The sequence below is a fragment of the Krasilnikovia sp. MM14-A1259 genome (assembly GCF_047159535.1).
Classification (GTDB): domain Bacteria; phylum Actinomycetota; class Actinomycetes; order Mycobacteriales; family Micromonosporaceae; genus Actinoplanes.
Window position 1 is genome coordinate 723,179 of sequence record NZ_BAAGAJ010000002.1, and the last position, 14,464, is coordinate 737,642.

12 protein-coding genes are annotated in these 14,464 nt (G+C 71.5%); 8 read left to right on the forward strand and 4 right to left on the reverse strand.

What is annotated here, in order from left to right; translation table 11 throughout:
• Nucleotides 1-20 precede the first annotated feature (20 nt).
• A complete protein-coding gene (locus ACMCNK_RS03100) occupies nt 21-1,028 on the reverse strand; it encodes an SDR family oxidoreductase (RefSeq protein ID WP_412734857.1) in 1,008 nt (335 codons plus the stop codon).
• Nucleotides 1,029-1,176: 148 nt separating this feature from the next.
• Between ACMCNK_RS03100 and ACMCNK_RS03105 the strand changes: the two genes are divergently transcribed.
• Genes ACMCNK_RS03105 through ACMCNK_RS03115 form a run of 3 tightly spaced genes read left to right on the forward strand, consistent with a single transcriptional unit; the run spans nt 1,177 to nt 7,017 of the window.
• A complete protein-coding gene (locus tag ACMCNK_RS03105) occupies nt 1,177-2,946 on the forward strand; it encodes a thiamine pyrophosphate-dependent enzyme (protein WP_412734858.1) in 1,770 nt (589 codons plus the stop codon).
• Nucleotides 2,946-5,930: an FAD-binding and (Fe-S)-binding domain-containing protein gene (locus ACMCNK_RS03110; RefSeq protein ID WP_412734859.1), complete on the forward strand. Its 2,985-nt coding sequence runs from the start codon at nt 2,946-2,948 to the stop codon at nt 5,928-5,930. The genes ACMCNK_RS03105 and ACMCNK_RS03110 overlap by 1 nt, the downstream gene beginning before the upstream one ends.
• A gap of 4 nt (nt 5,931-5,934) precedes the next feature.
• Nucleotides 5,935-7,017, forward strand: a complete 1,083-nt coding sequence (locus tag ACMCNK_RS03115; RefSeq protein ID WP_412734860.1) for an enolase C-terminal domain-like protein — start codon at nt 5,935-5,937, stop codon at nt 7,015-7,017.
• A gap of 43 nt (nt 7,018-7,060) precedes the next feature.
• On the opposite strand, the gene ACMCNK_RS03120 is transcribed toward ACMCNK_RS03115, so the two are convergent.
• Together ACMCNK_RS03120 and ACMCNK_RS03125 are read right to left on the reverse strand one after the other, a co-directional pair.
• Complete coding sequence (locus ACMCNK_RS03120) at nt 7,061-7,387, reverse strand: DUF6582 domain-containing protein (protein WP_412734861.1); 327 nt, start codon at nt 7,385-7,387, stop codon at nt 7,061-7,063.
• Nucleotides 7,384-8,307, reverse strand: coding sequence for a 1-phosphofructokinase family hexose kinase (locus ACMCNK_RS03125; RefSeq protein ID WP_412734862.1), 924 nt, complete (start codon nt 8,305-8,307; stop codon nt 7,384-7,386). The genes ACMCNK_RS03120 and ACMCNK_RS03125 overlap by 4 nt, the downstream gene beginning before the upstream one ends.
• Before the next feature lie 210 nt (nt 8,308-8,517).
• Here ACMCNK_RS03125 and ACMCNK_RS03130 point away from each other — a divergent pair, with 210 nt between their 5' ends.
• From ACMCNK_RS03130 to bfr, 4 genes are all read left to right on the forward strand, one after another.
• On the forward strand, nt 8,518-10,347 hold the full coding sequence (locus ACMCNK_RS03130) for a hypothetical protein (RefSeq protein WP_412734863.1): 1,830 nt from the start codon (nt 8,518-8,520) through the stop codon (nt 10,345-10,347).
• An 89-nt stretch (nt 10,348-10,436) separates the two neighbouring features.
• Entirely contained in the window at nt 10,437-11,168 is a 732-nt protein-coding gene (locus ACMCNK_RS03135) for an ABC transporter permease (RefSeq protein ID WP_412734864.1), read from the forward strand.
• 117 nt (nt 11,169-11,285) lie between these two features.
• Nucleotides 11,286-11,468 carry a bacterioferritin-associated ferredoxin gene (locus tag ACMCNK_RS03140; protein ID WP_412734865.1) on the forward strand — a complete coding sequence of 61 codons (183 nt, stop codon included), beginning with the start codon at nt 11,286-11,288 and terminating at the stop codon, nt 11,466-11,468.
• Nucleotides 11,469-11,504: 36 nt separating this feature from the next.
• The gene (bfr, locus tag ACMCNK_RS03145) at nt 11,505-11,987 is read left to right on the forward strand and encodes a bacterioferritin (RefSeq protein WP_412734866.1); all 483 of its coding nucleotides are present in this window, start codon (nt 11,505-11,507) and stop codon (nt 11,985-11,987) included.
• Here bfr and ACMCNK_RS03150 read toward each other — a convergent pair.
• Nucleotides 11,934-13,265 (reverse strand): lysine N(6)-hydroxylase/L-ornithine N(5)-oxygenase family protein, encoded by a 1,332-nt coding sequence (locus ACMCNK_RS03150; protein WP_412734867.1) that lies wholly within the window; start codon nt 13,263-13,265, stop codon nt 11,934-11,936. The two genes, bfr and ACMCNK_RS03150, sit on opposite strands and share 54 nt — an antisense overlap.
• A 152-nt stretch (nt 13,266-13,417) precedes the next feature.
• Here ACMCNK_RS03150 and ACMCNK_RS03155 point away from each other — a divergent pair, with 152 nt between their 5' ends.
• The gene (locus tag ACMCNK_RS03155) at nt 13,418-14,362 is read left to right on the forward strand and encodes a methionyl-tRNA formyltransferase (RefSeq protein WP_412734868.1); all 945 of its coding nucleotides are present in this window, start codon (nt 13,418-13,420) and stop codon (nt 14,360-14,362) included.
• The last annotated feature ends 102 nt before the right edge of the window (nt 14,363-14,464 follow it).

The following is a 14,464-nucleotide window of genomic DNA, read 5'->3' on the forward strand; positions in this document are numbered from 1 at the left end:
TCACCCCGGGAGCGTGCGGATCACGCCCGGCGGCGGGCCAGCGCGGCAGCGGCACCCGCCAGCGCGGTCGCGCCGAGCGTGACCAGGACGTGGTGCTGCGACGCCCACAGCTGGGGGGTACGCCGGTGCGCCCGCTGGTCGAACACGCCGTGCGCGCCGTGGTCCGCCTCGTCGTCGGCCGGCTTCCACAGGTTTCCCGGGGTACGCGGGTCGTGCGGCTGGTCGGTCTGCTGCGCGGCGTACCCGGTGCGGGCCAGGTACCGGTCCAGCACGCCGGGCGCCACGGCGTTGGCGATCAGGGTGGCGACGGTCGAGCCGCCGACCCAGTACTCCCGGCGCTGGGGATGATCCGCGGCGTACTCGATGGCGCGGGCGGCCACCTCGGGCTGGAAGATCGGCGGGACCGGCTGGGCATGGCGGGTCAGCCGGGAACGGACCCAGCCGAACTGCGGGGTGTTCACCGCGGGCATCTGCACCATCGTCACCCGTACCCGGCTGTGCTCGTGCAGCAGCTCGCAGCGCAACGCTTCGGTGAAGCCCTGGATGGCGTGCTTGGCACCGCAGTACGCGCTCTGCAGCGGGATGCCGCGGTAGGCCAGCGCGGAGCCGACCTGCACGATCGTGCCGTGGCCGCGGGGCAGCATCCGGTCCAGTGCGGCCCGGGTGCCGTACACGTAGCCGAGGTAGGTGACCTCGGTGATGCGCTGGAACTCCACCGGGTCGATCCTGGTGAAGGGCGCGAAGACCGACGTGAACGCGTTGTTGATCCACACGTCGATCGGTCCGAGCTCGGCCTCGGCCTGCGCGGCGGCCGCCCCCACCTCGCGGTGGTCGCCCACGTCGGCCTTGATCGGCAGGGCGGTGCCACCGGCGCGCGTGACGTCCTCGGCGGTGGCCGCCAGACCGGCGTCGCCGCGGGCGATCAGCGCCAGCCGGTCACCGCGGGCGGCCAGCCGACGCGCGGTCGCGCGGCCGATGCCCCCGCTGGCGCCGGTGATCACGACGGTACGGGGTGCCTGCTGTGGCATGGTTTGCCTCCTCGGCGAGCGGGAACCTCGCTGGTCTGAGTTACCCGCGCCGGTGCCGGTGACACGTGTGTATTTTCCGCCGTCTCCCGCCGCCGAAATCTCCCTCCGCGGAGGTATCGCAGGCGCGCCGCGGGGTACTGCGGAGGTCATGGGCCAGATAGCTGCTGAAGTCATGATCGCCCGGTTGTCCGCGTGGGGTGTGGACACCGTGTTCGGCATCCCGGGCGACGGGATCAACGGGATCATGGAGGGCCTGCGCCGCCAGGCCGACAAGATCAAGTTCGTGCTCGTGCACCACGAGGAGGCGGCCGCGTTCATGGCCACCGGCTACGCCAAGGCCACCGGCCGGATCGGGGTGTGCCTGGCCACCTCCGGCCCCGGCGGCGTCCACCTGCTCAACGGCCTGTACGACGCCAAACTCGACCACGCGCCCGTGCTGGCGATCACCGGCATGCAGGAGACCTCCGTGCTCGGCACCGGCTACCAGCAGGAGGTCCACCTCGACCGGCTGTACGAGGACGTGACCGAGTACAACGAGGTCGTCACGAACCCGGTCCAGCTCCCGGCGCTGGTGGACATCGCGATCCGCACCGCGTACGCCCGCAAGGGCGTGGCCCACCTGACGCTGCCCAACGACATCCAGGTCGCCGAGGCGGGCGACAACCCGTGGCCCACCGTGGCGCCGGCCCACGCGCCGGCCACCGCCGCGGTCTACCTGTCCCCGCCGGTACGCCCGTCCGAACGTGACCTCGACGAGGCCGCGCAGGTGCTCAACGACGGCGGCAAGGTCGCGATCCTCGCCGGGATCGGCGCACGCGGCGCCGGCCGGCTCGTCGAGGAGACCGCCGAGATGCTCGCCGCACCGGTCATCAAGACGCTGTCGGGCAAGATGGTGCTGCCCGACGACTCGCCCTACACGACCGGCGGCATCGGGCTGCTCGGCACGGCACCCAGCGCGGAACTCGTCGACGACATCGACACGCTGCTGATGCTGGGCACCAACTTCCCGTACACGAAGCATCTGCCCTCGCCGGGCTCGGTGAAGGTGGTCCAGGTGGAGCTGGACGCGACCCGGGCCGGCAACCGGCTGCCCACCGACGTGCCGCTGGTCGGGGACGTGGCGACCACGCTGGAGGCGCTGCTGCCGAAGCTGCACCGCCGCGCCGACCGCAAGCACCTGCAGGTGTACCAGGAGCAGATGGAGGACTGGCGCCGCAAGATGGCGGCCCTGGAGTCCGCCGACCGCGACCCGATCGCGCCGCAGTACCTGGTGCAACTGCTGGACCGGCACGCGGCCGACGACGCGGTGCTCACCTGCGACTCGGGCACGATCGCGACCTGGGCGGCCCGGCACTGGCACATCCGCGGCAACCGCGAGTTCTACCTGTCGGGCAACCTCGCCTCGATGGCGCCCGGGCTGCCGTACGCGATCGCGATCGCCCACGCCCATCCGGGACGGCAGGTCATCGCGTACGTCGGGGACGGCGGATTCGCCATGCTGATGGCCGAGTTCCACACCGCCTGCCGGTACGGTCTGCCGGTCAAAGTGGTGATCAACAACAACAACTCGCTCGGGCAGATCCTGTGGGAGCAGATGGTGCTCGGGTACCCGGAGCACGGGGTGCGCTTCGGTGAACCGGTGCCCGACTACGCCGCCTGGGCCCGCGCCGCCGGCGGCCACGGCACGCACGTGAGCGACCCCGCCGCGCTGCCGGACGCGATCGCGACCGCGCTCGCGGTGGACGGCCCCGCGCTGGTCGACGTGGCGGTCGATCCCAACGAGCCGCCGCTGCCCGGCCAGGTCACCTACGAGCAGGCCAAGAAGTTCGCCCAGTCGTTCCTGAAAGGGCAGCCGCACAGGGCGGCCATCGCCACCACCCTGTTCAAGGACCGCATCCAGCAGTTGAAGGCCCGCTGATGACCGCGGTCGGCCTGCCCACGCCGACCGCCCGGCGGGTCCCCCCGGTGGACGCGGCAGCGCTGGAGTCCGCGCTGCGCGCGGCGGTCCGCGGCGGCGTCCGGTTCGACCCCGGCACCCGGGCGTTGTATTCGACGGACGCCTCCAACTACCGGCAGGTCCCCGTCGGCGTGGTGCTGCCCCGCGACCTCGACGACGTGGTGGCGGCGGTGCGCGTGTGCCGGGAGCACCAGGCACCGCTGCTCAGCCGCGGCGGCGGCACGAGCCTCGGCGGGCAGTGCACCAACGCGGCCGTCATGCTGGACTTCGCCCGGCACGTCGGCGCGGTCGAATCGGTCGACGAGGCCGAGCGCACCGCGGTCGTGCAGGCGGGCGCGGTGCTCGACGCGGTCAACGCGGCGGGCCGGGAACACGGCGGACTGGTGTTCGGGCCGAAACCGGCCACCCACGACCACTGCACGATCGGCGGCATGCTCGGCAACAACTCGTGCGGCGCCACCGCCCAGTGGAGCGGCACGACCGCGGCCAACGTGCGCCGCATGGAGATCCTGACGTACGACGGGGAGCGGATGTGGGTCGGCCCCACCTCCGACGACGCGTACGCGGCGATCCTCGCAGCGGGCGGCCGCCGCGCCGACATCTACCGGCGGCTGCGCGACCTGCGCGACCGGTACGCCGACGCGATCCGCGCCGGGTACCCGCGGATTCCGCGCCGCATCTCCGGCTACAACCTGCCGGACCTGCTGCCGGAGAACGGGTTCAACGTGGCTCGGGCCCTGATCGGTTCCGAGTCCACGTGCGTCACGATCCTGCGCGCCGAGCTGAGCCTGCTGCCCGAACCCACCCACGTGTGCCTGGTGCTGGCCGGATACCCGGACATCGTCACGGCCGCGGCCCACGTGCCGGCCGCGCTGCGCCACTCGCCATACGTGCTGGAGGGCCTTGATCACAAGCTGATCGAGTACGAGAAGGACCGCCGCCTGAACACCGTCTCGATCCACGAGATCCCCGCGGCCGGTGCCTGGCTGATGATCAAGGTGACCGGCGACGACGACCGGGCCGCCCACGCCGCGGCGGACCGGCTGCTGGCGACGCTGCGCGGCGACGGCGACCTGACCGTCGACAAGGTGGTGACCGACACCGCGCACATCAAGGAGATCGACTCGGTGCGCGAGGCAGCCCTCGGCGCAACCGCCCGGGTGCCCGGCATGCCCGACACGTGGCCGGGCTGGGAGGACTCCGCCGTCGCCCCGGACCGGCTCGCCGCGTACCTGGGGGACCTGCAGACGCTGCTGCGCGAGTTCGGCTACGACGCCGCGTCGCTGTACGGCCACTTCGGGCACGGGTGCGTGCACACCAGCATCCCGTTCGACCTGAGTTCCGAGACCGGCATCGCGAAGTTCCGTACGTTCGTGACCCGCGCGGCCGCGCTGGTCGTCTCGTACGGCGGGTCGCTGTCCGGCGAGCACGGCGACGGCCAGGCCCGCGGCGAGCTCCTGTCCACCATGTACGGCCCGGACCTGCTCGACGCGATGGCCGAGTTCAAGCGCATCTTCGACCCCGACGCCCGGATGAACCCGGGCAAGGTGATCGACGCCAACCCGCTCGACGGGCAGCTGCGCCTGGGCGCGGGCTGGCCACCGGCCCACCCGCGGACCCACTTCGCGTTCCCCGACGACGGCGGCTTCGCCGGGGTGCCGACCCGCTGCTTCGGGGTCGGCAAGTGCCGCCGCCGCGACACCGACGACGACGGTGTGATGTGCCCCAGCTACCTGGTCACCCGGGAGGAGCAACACTCGACCCGCGGGCGCATGCGGCTGCTGTTCGAGATGCTGCGCGGCAGCGTCGACCCGACCGACAGCACCATCGTGGACGGCTGGCGCAGCACCGAGGTACGCGACGCTCTCGACCTGTGCCTGGCGTGCAAAGGTTGCAAGAGTGACTGCCCGGTGAGCGTCGACATGGCCACGTACAAGGCGGAGTTCCTGGCCCACCACTACGCCGGCCGGGTCCGGCCCCGCAGCCACTACTCCCTGGGGTGGCTGCCGCTGTGGGCCCGGGTCGCCGCGCTGGCGCCGGGCGCGGCCAACGCCGTCACCCACCTGCCCGGCCTGTCCCGGCTCGCGAAGGCGGCGGCCGGGGTCGACCCGGCCCGGGACGTGCCACGGTTCGCCCCGGTGCGCTTCACCACGGCGTTCCGGCACCGAGCCCGCCGCCACCGGCCGCAGGGCACCCGCGGCACCGTGGTGCTCTGGCCGGACACGTTCACCAGCAGCTTCGCCCCGGACGTCGCGGCCAGCGCGGTCACCGTGCTGGAGGCGGCCGGTTTCGCGGTGGAGATCCCGCCCCGGCCCGTCTGCTGCGGACTGACGTGGATGTCCACGGGACAGCTCGGCATCGCGCGGCGCGTCGTCGCCCACACATTGCGTACGCTCACCCCGCAGCTCGCGGCCGGACGCACCATCGTCGGGCTGGAACCGAGCTGCACCGCGGTCCTGCGCGGCGGCGACATGATCCGCCTGATGTCCGGTGCCCGCGACCGGCACCTGGCCGACGTGGCCGAACAGGCGAAGGCGCACACGCTCACGCTGGCCGAACTGCTGGACCGCGACGCGCCCGACTTCGCGCCCCGCCTGCAGGAATCATCCGGGGCGATCGTCCAGACGCACTGCCACCAGCACGCGGTGCTCGGGTTCGAGGCGGACACCCGGGTGATGCGCCGCATCGGGCTCGACGCCAAGGTGCTCGACAGCGGCTGCTGCGGGCTCGCGGGGGACTTCGGCATGACCCCGGAGCACCGGGACGTGTCGTTGGCCTGCGCCGAACGGGTGCTCTACCCGGCGGTCCGCGAGGCCGGCGAGGACACCCTCGTGCTCGCCGACGGCTTCTCGTGCCGGGTCCAGATCGCTGCCGGCCGCAGCGGACGTCGCGGCGTCCATCTCGCGCAGGTGCTGGCGGCGGCACTCCACGATCAGCGGCGGTGACCACATGAGCATCAAGGAGTTGTGGACGGCGGCCCACCGGGTCCCGCTGCCCGAATCGGAGACGGACGGCACGCTGGCCTGGTCGGCGACCACGGTCGTCACGGTCGTCGTGACCGCCGACGGCGAGCAGGGACTGGGCTGGACGTACGGGCCCGCCGCGGTCGCGGGCGTCGTCGACGAAGTGCTCGCGCCCGCGGTCCGTGGGCTCGACCCGCACGACATCGGCCGGGCCCACCTGCGGATGCGCCAGGCCAGCCGCAACGCGCCCACGCCCGGCCTCACGTCGTACGGCATCTCCGCGGTCGACGTCGCCCTGTGGGATCTCAAGGCTCGGCTGCTCGGCATCCCGCTGAGCGCCCTGTTCGGGCAGTGCCGGGACACCGTGGCGGTCTACGGCAGCGGTGGGTTCACCAGCATGACCGACGACCAGCTCTGCGACCAGCTCGCCGGCTGGGTGAGCCACGACGGCATGACCGCCGTCAAGATCAAGATCGGGGAGGCGCGGGGCGGCCACGTCACCCGGGACCTGCACCGCGTGGCGGTCGCCCGGGACGCGGTCGGCGCCGACGTCACGCTGATGATCGATGCGAACGGCGCCTACGACACCAAGCAGGCTCTCGCGGTAGCCGCGGACGCGGCCCGGCTCGGCGTCACCTGGTTCGAGGAGCCGGTCTCGTCCGACCGGCTCGCCGACCTGGCGCTGCTGCGTTCCACGGCCACCACGGAGATCACGGCGGGGGAGTACGGCACCACGACGGAATACTTCCGCCGCATGTGCGGGGCGGGCGCGGTGGACTGCCTGCAGGTCGACGCGACCCGCTGCGGCGGCTACACCGGGCTGTTCGCCGCCGCCGCGGTGGCCGACGCGTTCGGGCTGCAGGTCTCCACGCATTGCGGCCCGCATCTGCATGCCCCGGCGTGCGCCGCACTGCCCAACCTGCGCCACGCGGAGTGGTTCGCCGACCACGTTCGCGCCGACGCGGTCCTGTTCGACGGTCTCGCCCACGTCCACCGGGGTGCGGTGCAGCCGCAGCGGCACCGGCCCGGGCACGGGATGCACCTTCGCCAGGGCCTGGGCCCCGACTGAATGAGGCATGTGGGCCCGGACCGGCCGCGCGGGGGCCGCCGGGTCAGCGGGGCTTGTCGGAGGACTTCCTGGTGGCCGACGGTTTCCCCAGCTCCTGCCAGCGGTTCTCGGTCATCTCGATGCCGTGTTTGTGCGCGGCCCGCTTGATGCGCTGGAACGCCTCGTCGCGCTCGCGGTCGCTGACGTCGCGTACCTGGTCGAAGCGGGCGATGGCGTTGCGCACGTGGCTGGCGTCGGTCAGCGGCTCCTTGCGGACCCGGGGAAACGCGAACATCTTGTCGGGCAGTGCATTGCGGTCCGCGGCGTCCAGCTCATGGGACCGTGTCTTCTTGGTCATGAGATACCGGTTACCCGCTCGCCGGCCCGTCATGCCCCGTACGGTGCGAACCGCACCCGGGTGGCGAGCTCGGCCACGGCATCGGCACGGCCGGTGCCCAGGCCGTGGCGGGTGACATTGAGCGCGCCCGCGGCCGCGCCGGTGCGGATCGCGTCCGTCAGGTCCCCGCCGCGGGCCAGCACGGCGGCCACCCCCGCGGACATCGAGTCCCCCGCGCCCCGGTGTTCGGTCACCTGCAACGCCGGCGGGTGCACCCACACCTCCCGGTCCTCGAACAGCGCGAGGGCGGGCTCGGCGGCCCGGCTGACCAGTACCGCGGCGGCGCCGTCCGCGCGCAACCGCCGCCCCGCCGCGAGCAGCGTCTCCGGCCGGTCGTCGGCGGCCCGCCCGTCCGCGATCAGCTCCTCGTGGCTCACCTTCACGAACGACGCGCCACCGTCCACGACGGCCGCCAGATGCTCGCCGGTCAGGTCGGCCACGACACGGACCTCGTTGCCCGTCAGGTCGGCCGCCAACCGGCGGTACACGTCGGGGTCGATCACGCCGGGGTCGGCCGGGCCGGACAGGATGCTCACCGGGGCGCGTAAGCCCTCGGTCAGCGTCAGCGTGTACAGCTCGTCCAGGTCGTGACGCCGCAGGGGCTCCCCGGGGTGCTGGGCGATCTCGTGGCGGCTGCCGCCGCGCCGGTCGTGCACGTACCAGCCGCTCGGCGAGCCACGCGGCACGGACTTCACGGTCACGTTCTCGTGTTCGAGGCGCTGGCGCAGGATGTCGCCGGGCTCGCCGTCGACGGCCACGCAGATCGTGACCGGCACCCCCAGCGCGGCGACCATCCGGGCCTGCCAGACTCCATGGCCGCCGGGGTGCAGGTGCAGCTCGGGCGCGCTCGTCTGCTGCTCGATCGTCACGGTCAGGATCGGCGCCGGGGCGAACACCATCACGCGGGCACTCATCACCGTCGAGTCTGCCCGACCGGACCGGCTCAGGCAGGCCGGTCCGCGATGACGCCCGGTTCGACGACGCCACGTCCGGCAACGGCGCGGCCACGGAACGACACCCCCTTACGGAACGCGAACACTTCTCCACATAGAGTCCTGACATTGACGGGGTTCCCTGCCTTGGGCATTCCGTCCATCCCTTTTCGACTCTGCAGGAGACTGTGCATGCGAAGCAGGATCACCCGCCAGCGCGCGCTCGCCGTACCCCTGGCGGTCGTCGCCCTGGCTGGTTCGATGCTGGCGTCATCCGCGCCGGCACCGGCCGCCGCCGGTGAGAACGCCGTCAACAGCGGCTGGCTCGGACTCGGGTACAACCAGGACCCGCTGTTCCGCGGCGGCAACGACGACACCTCGGGCAACGACGAGTGGACCGACGCCGCGTTCGCTCAGATGACCCAGCGCGCCGACTTCATCCGTCCCGGCCTGGTCCGGATCATGATCAACCAGCCGTGGTTCAACCCGTCCGGCACGGTCGGCACGTACGACTGGAACACGCCGCAGATGCACAACCTGTTCCGGGTGCTGGACCACTACAAGCAGCAGGGCGTCGGCATCGTGACCGGGATGTGGGGCGTGAACGACCGCGCGTTCTACATCTCGGCCGACGGCGCCAAGCTGCAGGCCGACCTGATGCGCAAGTTCAAGGACAAGGGCTACACCAACATCGTCGCGTACGTCGGCGTCAACGAGCCGAACAACGCGAAGGGCCTGAAGTACGCCGACTGGTCCACCGCCAACGCGAACCTGCGCACCGCGTTCAGTGCCGCCAAGGTCGACACCGGCCTGATCGCCGGGCCGGACACCGCGGAGGCCGGGATCGCCGCCCAGGACGGTGACCTGGGCCTGATGTCCGTGCCGGTGGAGAACGCCGGGACCGACCAGAACATCGTCTGGCGTGCCAACGGGCTGACCGGCTTCTCGGCCCGGTTCTACCGCACGCCCGACAACACCGGCACCGACTGGACGTTCCAGGCGTCGAAGAACGGCTCCACCTGGACGAACGTCACGGTCGCGGAGACCGAGCCGATCGTCACGTACGCCACCACGCCGTGGTACCGGGTGGACGTGAACGCGCAGTCGGTGCCCGCGGGCACCAACTACCTGCGGCTGACGATGCCCAAGCGCACGGGCATCGAGCGGGCGGTCTCCTCGATCACCCTGAACACGCCGACGGCGTCCACCACCGACCCGATGAACGACCTCACCCGGACGTTCTCGCACAGCGCCGGCTGGACGTACCCGGGTGGCTCGGCCACCAACGACTGGTGGCTGCAGTCCGCGCTGGACCACAAGGTGGCCACGTCGGAGGCCCACTTCTATGTGCACGAGGTGGACCTCGGCTCGCCGCCGGAGTACCCCGAGGGTGTGCTGAGCGAGGCGGTGCGGCAGCTCAAGGCGGCCAACGGTGGTGCACCGGTGATTCTCGGCGAGACCGGGATGAAGGCGCCCGGCGACGGCGACGACAAGGACTACTCCTTCACCTCCGAGTACGCCCACGGCGTGCGAATGGCGGACCTCGCGGTGCAGGAGGCCCGGGCCGGGGTGGACGGCGCCATGGCGTGGTGCCTCGACGGGTACGCGAAGGCCGTCCAGTGCGGCATGTGGGACCACTACCAGATCGGGAACAAGGCGACGCTGCGCCCCTGGTTCTACACGTGGAGCCTGCTGTCGCGGTACCTGCCTGCCGGCTCCACGATGTACGCCCCGGCGCAGCCGACCGGCGTGCGCGTGCTGAAGGCCAAGCTGCCGGCCTCGGCCGGCGGTGGCTGGACGTTCGTCCTGGTCAACCGGAACTCCTCGCCCGCGACGGTCTCGATGACCGCGGCGACCGGCACGATCACGCTGAACAAGTACGTGTACAGCGCCGACAAGGCGCCGGTCGACCCGGCCACCGGTTTTCCGGTGCCCGCCGACACGCTGCGGGCCAGCTTCGACGGCGGTCACGACCTGACCGTCGGCCCGAACGCGGTCGCGGTGTTCACCACCGCGTCCTGACCGGACCGGATACGTAGCAACGAAGGGCGGCACCGGAAACGGGGCCGCCCTTCGCCGTGCCCGCGGTCGTGCCGGGCAGACTGATCGCCATGATGTCCGGGTCGTTCGCCGCGCTGCTGATCCTGCTCACGGCCGCGGCGGCGGTCGTGGCCTGGCTGGGCGGGCTCGGTGTGGGGCGGGCGACGGTCACCGCCGCGGTGCGGGCCGTGGTGCAGCTCGGCGGGGTGTCGCTGATCATCGCGGCGGTGCTGCGTTCGTGGTGGTCGACCGTGGCGTTCATCGTGATGATGTTCGCCGTCGCCGCGGTCACGTCGGCGCGCCGGATCGGCTCGGCCCGGTACGCGTGGGCCGCCGCGATCCCGATCGCCGCCGCGGTGCTGCCGGTGGGCGTGGCGATCGCGATCGCGCGGCCGGTGCCGTGGACGCCGCTGGGGGTGCTGCCGGTGGCGGGGATCCTGATCGGCGGGGCGATGACCGCGACCTCGCTGGCCGGGCGCCGGGCGCTGGACGAGTTGCAGGCCCGGGCCGGCGAGTACGAGGCCGCGCTGGCGATCGGCTTGCTGACCCGGGACGCGGTGCTGCTGGTGTGCCGTCCGACGGCGGGTCGCGCTCTGGTCCCGGCGCTCGACCAGACCCGTACGGTCGGGCTGGTCACGCTGCCGGGCGCGTTCGTCGGCGTGATGCTGGGCGGGGGGTCGGCGGTGCAGGCCGGCGCGGTGCAGGTCCTGGTGCTGATCGGGCTGCTGGCGGTGGAGGCCGCCGCGGTGGTGGTCACTGTCGAACTCGTGGCAGCGCAGGTGCTGCAACCACGGACCGTGTAGCGGCCGCCGCCCTGGCCGGACGGTCAGAAAGCCCTGGTCCTTCGAGGGGTGCGAGACTTCCTCGGGTCGCTTAAGGTAAGGCTCACCTTATCGGTACACGGGGAAGGCGGGCGCGACATGTATGTGTGTATCTGCGCTCGAGTACGCGAATGTGAAGTTCGCGCGGTCATCCGCTGCGGCGCGCGCACCGAGGAGGAGGTCGGCGACGCCTGCGGGGCCGGCACCGGCTGCGGTAGCTGCGTCGAGCGCATCGGCGAGCTGCTCGTCGAGGAGATCGGCGCGGACACGCTGGCCGCCTGATAGGCCGAAATAGGTCGTAATCGGTACAGTCGCGTCATGCAGGGCGACGAACGAGTCATCGAATTCCTGAACGAACAGCTCACCGCGGAGCTGACGGCCATCAACCAGTACTTCCTGCACGCGAAGATGCAGGACAACTGGGGCTTCACCAAGCTGGCCGCGCACACCCGCGCCGAGTCGATCGACGAGATGCGCCACGCCGAGGTGCTGACGGACCGCATCCTGTTCCTCGAGGGGCTGCCGAACTATCAGCGGCTGTTCCCGCTGCGCATCGGCGAGAACGTTCGCGAGATGTTCCAGTCCGACATGGCGATCGAGGTGGAGGCCGTCGACCGGCTGCGCCGGGGCATCGAGTACATGCGCTCGATCGGTGACGTCACCTCGGCCAAGCTGTTCGAGGACATCCTCGCCGACGAGGAACACCACGTCGACTATCTGGAAACGCAGCTCACCCTGCTCGACACACTAGGCGAGCAGCTGTACATCCAGAACGTCGTCGAGCACCCCAGCCCCGAGTAGGCGTCGCGCCGCGATCGAGTCGAGGATCTCCCCGGCGCGGACGGCCGCGTTCGACAGCAGCGACGCCGTGATCCCGTGCGTGTGCTCGGTGCCGCCCTGCAGATACACCCCGGCCCGCACGGACCTCTCGGCGCTGATCCGGTAGTCGCGTTCCACCACGGGCCGCCCTGCCTCGTCGCGGCGGTAGCACCGGGCCGCGTCGCCGAGCAGCGGGAACGGGTCCACCGACCGGTACCCGGTCGCGCAGATCAGCACGTCCGCGTCGAGCAGCGTGAACTCCCCGCTGGCCAGCGACTCGACGCTGACCAGCACCCGGTCCCCGTCGTCCTTCGCGTCGACCAGCCGGGAGACGTTCATGAGCCGCAGCCGCCGGATCCCGCTCACCTTCTCCCGGTACTCCCGGCGGTACAGCGCCTCGATCAGCTCGGTGTCGACCACCGCGTAGTTGGTGTTGCCGTGGTAGTCCATCAGCATCGTCTTCGCCTCGGCGGCGGCGTGGAAATAGTCGTCGACAGCGGCCGGGTCGAAGATGCGGTTGGCGAACGGGCTGTCGTCCGCGGGGCTGTAGCCGTACCGGGAGAAGACGCCGCACACCTCGGCCGTGGGGAACCGTTCGTGCAGGAACGCGGTCACCTCCGCCGCGCTCTGCCCGGCGCCGACGACCACGAACCGCGACGGGTCCGCGTCCGCCAGGCCGTCGATGTGGGAGAGCAGGTCGCGGCTGTGCCAGACGCGCTCCGAGGGGGTGATCCCGGGCGGGCACTGTGGGCGCAGGCCCGTCGCGACGACCAGGTTGCGTGCCCGGTACGACCCGGCGCCGGACACCGTGACGTCGAACGCCTCCACCACGCCGTCACGGATCACCGGCGCGACCGCGGTCACCTCGCACCCGTAGCGGACCATGCCGGTCACCTTCGCCGCGGCCCACTCCAGGTAGTCGTGGAACTCGACGCGCAGCGGGAAGAAGTTCTTCTGGTTGATGAAGTCGCTGAGCCGGTCGCGGTCCTTGAGATAGCACAGGAAGCTGAACCCGCTGGTCGGATTCCGCAGCGTGACCAGGTCCTTGAGGAACGACACCTGCATGGTCGCGTCGCCCAGCAGCATGCCGCGGTGCCATCCGAACCGGGCCTGCCGCTCGAGGAAGACCGCGGTCACCGGGTCGTGCGCGCCGGCGTTGCGCTCGTGCACGGCTATCGCCAACGCGAGATTGGACGGACCGAAACCCACTCCCACCAGGTCATACACCGGATTGGCACCCTGCGGAGCGGTTTGCGACATCGGCAGTCCCCATCGTCAGGCCGACCGAAGTCGACACTCAGCGGTCCGTGGACGCCGCCCCCCGGGGCGACTGAAAGCAAGGTTAGACTAACCTAACTTCTGCCGCTGTGAGTGGGCCGGACGAACCGGCCGGAGTTGAACCGGGAGGCACCGTGCGGGTTGTCATGTTCGGGTACCAGACCTGGGGTCACCGCACCCTGCAGGCGCTGCTGGACTCGGAGCACGAGGTCACCCTCGTGGTCACCCACCCGCCGAGCGACCATGCGTACGAGCGGATCTGGAACGACTCGGTCGCCGACCTCGCCGCCGCCCACGGCATTGCGGTGGAGGTCCGCGACCGTCCCGACGACGACCTGCTCGGCCCGCTGAAGGAGGCCGACCCGGACGTCATCGTCGCCACCAACTGGCGTACGTGGATCCCGCCGCAGGTCTTCGAGCTGCCCCGCCTCGGCACGCTGAACGTGCACGACTCGCTGCTGCCGGCGTACGCGGGGTTCTCCCCGCTGATCTGGGCCCTGATCAACGGCGAGAAGGAGGTCGGGGTGACCGCGCACATGATGGACGGCGAACTCGACGCCGGCGACATCGTGCTGCAGCGTTGCGTTCCGGTCGGGCCGCGCGACACCACCACCGACCTGTTCCACAAGACGCTCGACCTGTTCGGCCCGATCACCGTGGACGGCCTCGCCCTGATCGCCTCCGGCCGCACCGACTGGACGCCGCAGGACCGCACCAGGGCCAGCTTCTTCCACAAGCGCTCCGAAGAGGACAGCCGCATCGACTGGACGTGGACCGCTGAGGAACTGGACCGGCTGATCCGGGCCCAGTCCGACCCGTACCCCAACGCGTTCACGTACCACCAGGGGCGGCGGCTGCGCCTCATCGGCGCGTCGGTGTCCCGCGGCCACTACGGCGGCACGCCGGGGCGCATCTTCATCCGCGAAGGCGACGCCGTGGTGATCGTCGCCGGGGCCGAGGCCCGCCGCGGCGCGAGCCACGGACTCGCGGTCGAACGCGTACGCCTCGACGACGGCACCGAACTCGCCGCCACCGAGTACTTCCGCACGATGGGCGGCTACCTCACCCGCCACCCCTGACCGACCCGCAACCGTACGGGGCCGGCCGACGCGCCGGTCCCGCGATCCACCGTGCACATTTCGTCCCACCTGTCCCCGGACGCGCCCCTCAGGAGCGACTGC

What these genes read in the sequence shown, in the direction of transcription:
- ACMCNK_RS03100 (WP_412734857.1), bottom strand. Translation starts at nt 1,028, where the DNA reads ATGCCACAGCAGGCACCCCGTACCGTCGTGATCACCGGCGCCAGCGGG.
- ACMCNK_RS03105 (WP_412734858.1), top strand. Translation starts at nt 1,177, where the DNA reads ATGGGCCAGATAGCTGCTGAAGTCATGATCGCCCGGTTGTCCGCGTGG.
- ACMCNK_RS03110 (WP_412734859.1), top strand. Translation starts at nt 2,946, where the DNA reads ATGACCGCGGTCGGCCTGCCCACGCCGACCGCCCGGCGGGTCCCCCCG.
- ACMCNK_RS03115 (WP_412734860.1), top strand. Translation starts at nt 5,935, where the DNA reads ATGAGCATCAAGGAGTTGTGGACGGCGGCCCACCGGGTCCCGCTGCCC.
- ACMCNK_RS03120 (WP_412734861.1), bottom strand. Translation starts at nt 7,387, where the DNA reads ATGACGGGCCGGCGAGCGGGTAACCGGTATCTCATGACCAAGAAGACA.
- ACMCNK_RS03125 (WP_412734862.1), bottom strand. Translation starts at nt 8,307, where the DNA reads ATGAGTGCCCGCGTGATGGTGTTCGCCCCGGCGCCGATCCTGACCGTG.
- ACMCNK_RS03130 (WP_412734863.1), top strand. Translation starts at nt 8,518, where the DNA reads ATGCGAAGCAGGATCACCCGCCAGCGCGCGCTCGCCGTACCCCTGGCG.
- ACMCNK_RS03135 (WP_412734864.1), top strand. Translation starts at nt 10,437, where the DNA reads ATGATGTCCGGGTCGTTCGCCGCGCTGCTGATCCTGCTCACGGCCGCG.
- ACMCNK_RS03140 (WP_412734865.1), top strand. Translation starts at nt 11,286, where the DNA reads ATGTATGTGTGTATCTGCGCTCGAGTACGCGAATGTGAAGTTCGCGCG.
- bfr (WP_412734866.1), top strand. Translation starts at nt 11,505, where the DNA reads ATGCAGGGCGACGAACGAGTCATCGAATTCCTGAACGAACAGCTCACC.
- ACMCNK_RS03150 (WP_412734867.1), bottom strand. Translation starts at nt 13,265, where the DNA reads ATGTCGCAAACCGCTCCGCAGGGTGCCAATCCGGTGTATGACCTGGTG.